The organism is Pseudomonas sp. RW407, from assembly GCF_003176655.1.
In the GTDB taxonomy this organism is placed as follows: domain Bacteria; phylum Pseudomonadota; class Gammaproteobacteria; order Pseudomonadales; family Pseudomonadaceae; genus Pseudomonas; species Pseudomonas delhiensis.
In genome coordinates this window covers 771,996-774,864 of record NZ_QGSL01000106.1, presented here as the reverse complement: position 1 = coordinate 774,864, position 2,869 = coordinate 771,996, and the positions used below count along the sequence as shown (strand labels likewise).

Annotated in this window: 2 protein-coding genes; one reads left to right on the top strand and one right to left on the bottom strand. The window is 66.8% G+C overall.

The genetic code is table 11. The annotated features are described in order from the left end of the window. Positions 1-234: 234 nt before the first annotated feature. A complete protein-coding gene (locus DK254_RS20335; RefSeq protein WP_109935214.1) occupies positions 235-1,236 on the bottom strand; it encodes an AraC family transcriptional regulator in 1,002 nt (333 codons plus the stop codon). Positions 1,237-1,589: 353 nt separating this feature from the next. Between DK254_RS20335 and DK254_RS20330 the strand changes: the two genes are divergently transcribed. After that, a partial coding sequence (locus tag DK254_RS20330; protein ID WP_109935798.1) for a dicarboxylate/amino acid:cation symporter occupies positions 1,590-2,869 on the top strand: 1,280 nt, incomplete at its 3' end.

Here is a 2,869-nt window from a genome sequence, read left to right as displayed (position 1 = left end):
CGCTCCTACGGGGGAGAAATACCGTGTTTCCCGGCAACCTGTAGGAGCGGGCCCTGCCCGCGAAATCGCGCGCAGGGCGCGCTCCTACATGGGAATGGCGTGGGTGGGGCGGCGTAGGAGCGGATCTCATCCGCGAATCGCGCCGGTGGTTCCGGCTATCGCGGACAAGGTCCGCTCCTACGGGGGCAGGAAAACGCCGTCGCAGGCAGCGATACCCATCGCCCGCCAGGCCCTTCACTCCCCCTGCTGCGCCCGGTACGCCCCCGGCGTCAGCCCGGTCCATTTCTTGAACGCCCGGTGGAACGCCGAGGGCTCGGAGAAGCCGAGCTGGTCTGCGATGTCCTGGATCGACAGCTCGTCGCGGCCCAGGTGGTAGATGGCCAGGTCGCGGCGCAGCTGGTCCTTGAGTTCCTGGAAGTTCGGGCCTTCCTCGCGCAGGTGGCGGCGCAGCGTCTGCGGGCTCATGTGCAGTTGCTGCGCCACGCTTTCCAGGTCCGGCCAGCGCCGGCAGTCGCGGCCGAGCAGGCGGCGGATCTGGCTGGTCAGGCTGTCGCCGCCGTCCGGGCGGGCCAGCAGGTCGGCCGGGGAGTCCTTGAGGAAGTGCTTGAGGCTGCGCTCGTCCTGCAGCAGCGGCATGTCCAGGTAGCGCGCCTGGAAGCTCAGCCCGGTGCTGTCGGCGTCGAAGCGCCGCGGGCAGGGGAACAGCAGGTCGTACTCGGCGGCGTGGGCCGGCTGCGGGTAGGCGAAGCGGGCTTCTTCCAGGCGGATGCGCTGGCCGATCAGCCAGCTGCCCAGGCGGTGCCAGATCACCAGCAGGCTCTCGGTGAGGAAGTGCTCCGGGTCCTGCAGCAGGCTGTGGTCGAGCACCAGCTCGGCGCGCTCGCCGTCGCGGCGCAGTTCGATGCGCGGGGCGGCGGGGAACAGGTCGTAGAAGAGCGCGCCGCGGCCCAGGGCCTTCTCCAGGGTGCGGCACTGGATGATGGCGTGGCACATCATGGCGAAGGTGCCGCGCTTGCTGCGCACCTCGCCGAAGCCCATGTACTCGTCGTCGAGGTCCTCCCAGACCACCTGGATCAGCCGGCCGAACTGCTCCGGCGAGACCCGCGCCCGCGGCTCCTCGAGCAGCGCCGGCTGGATGCCGGCGGCGCGCAGCAGGGGCAGGATGTCGCGGCCCTGGCGCTGGGCGCCGCGCAGGGCGGCGCGGACGAAATGGCTGGCGATGGTGCGTTCACGCATGGGTTTTCCTTGTTCTGCTGCGTGTGTGCCGGGCGCCGCTTCGCGGCGGCCGTGGGGCAAATCTAAGGCACCCGGGGCCCTGGCGGATACCCGCCAAGTGGCGGGAAACCCGCCGCGGGCCTGGCGGGTTTCCGCCATCGACCAGTCCGCCCGGTCACTGTGTATTTTTATAACTCATTGAAAATAAAGTAAAATTCAAGAAGTGGCGATTTGGCACAGGGCTTGCCAATAGGGTTCCAAGGCCTGCCGACGGGCAGGACGAAAACAAATTCTCCCACAGAAGGGAGATAACGCTTCGGGCAACGCGCCGCCGCCAGGAAGGCGGGCCGCCAGCTCAAGAGGACCCTGCCGCAATGACCAAGCAACCCTTCTACAAGAGCCTGTACGTGCAGGTGCTGATCGCCATCGCTATCGGCATCGCCCTGGGCCACTACTACCCGCAGACTGCCGTGCTGATGAAGCCCCTGGGCGATGGCTTCGTCAAACTGATCAAGATGGCCATCGCGCCCATCATCTTCTGCACCGTGGTCACCGGCATCGCCGGCATGCAGAGCATGAAGGCGGTAGGCAAGACCGGCGGCATGGCCCTGCTGTACTTCGAGATCGTCTCCACCGTCGCGCTGATCATCGGCCTCGTGGTGGTCAACGTGGTCCAGCCCGGCGCCGGCATGCACGTCGACCCGGCCAGCCTGGACACCAGCAAGATCGCCGCCTACGCCGCCGCCGGCGCGAAGCAGAGCACCGTCGACTTCCTGATGAACATCATCCCCAATACCGTGGTCGGCGCCTTCGCCAACGGTGACATCCTCCAGGTGCTGTTCTTCTCCGTACTGTTCGGCTACGCCCTGCATCGCCTGGGCAGCTATGGCCAGCCGATCTTCCAGTTCATCGAGCGCTTCACCCAGGTGATGTTCAACATCATCAACGTGATCATGAAGGTCGCCCCCATCGGCGCCTTCGGCGCCATGGCCTTCACCATCGGCGCCTACGGCGTGGGTTCGCTGGTGCAACTGGGCCAGTTGATGGCGTGCTTCTACATCACCTGCCTGCTGTTCGTGCTCGTCGTCCTGGGCGGCATCGCCCGCGCCCATGGCTTCAACATCCTGAAGTTCATCAAGTACATCCGCGAAGAGCTGCTGATCGTCCTCGGCACCTCCTCCTCGGAATCGGCGCTGCCGCGCATGATCGCCAAGATGGAGAAGCTGGGTTGCGACAAGAGCGTGGTCGGCCTGGTGATCCCCACCGGCTATTCCTTCAACCTCGACGGCACCTCCATCTACCTGACCATGGCCGCGGTGTTCATCGCCCAGGCCACCGACACCCCGATGGACATCACCCACCAGCTGACCCTGCTGCTGGTGCTGCTGATCGCTTCCAAGGGCGCTGCCGGCGTCACCGGTTCGGGCTTCATCGTCCTGGCCGCCACCCTGTCCGCCGTGGGCCACCTGCCGGTCGCCGGCCTGGCGCTGATCCTCGGTATCGACCGCTTCATGTCCGAGGCCCGCGCCCTGACCAACTTGGTGGGCAACGGCGTGGCCACCGTGGTGGTCGCCAAGTGGTGCAAGCAGCTGGACTCCGCGCAACTGGACCGCGAACTGGCCGCCGGCCCGTCGGCCCTGGAGGCCAAGGAAGC

Bases quoted from the DNA above. Each gene is read 5' to 3' on its own strand.
- DK254_RS20335 (WP_109935214.1), bottom strand. From the start codon at position 1,236: ATGCGTGAACGCACCATCGCCAGCCATTTCGTCCGCGCCGCCCTGCGC.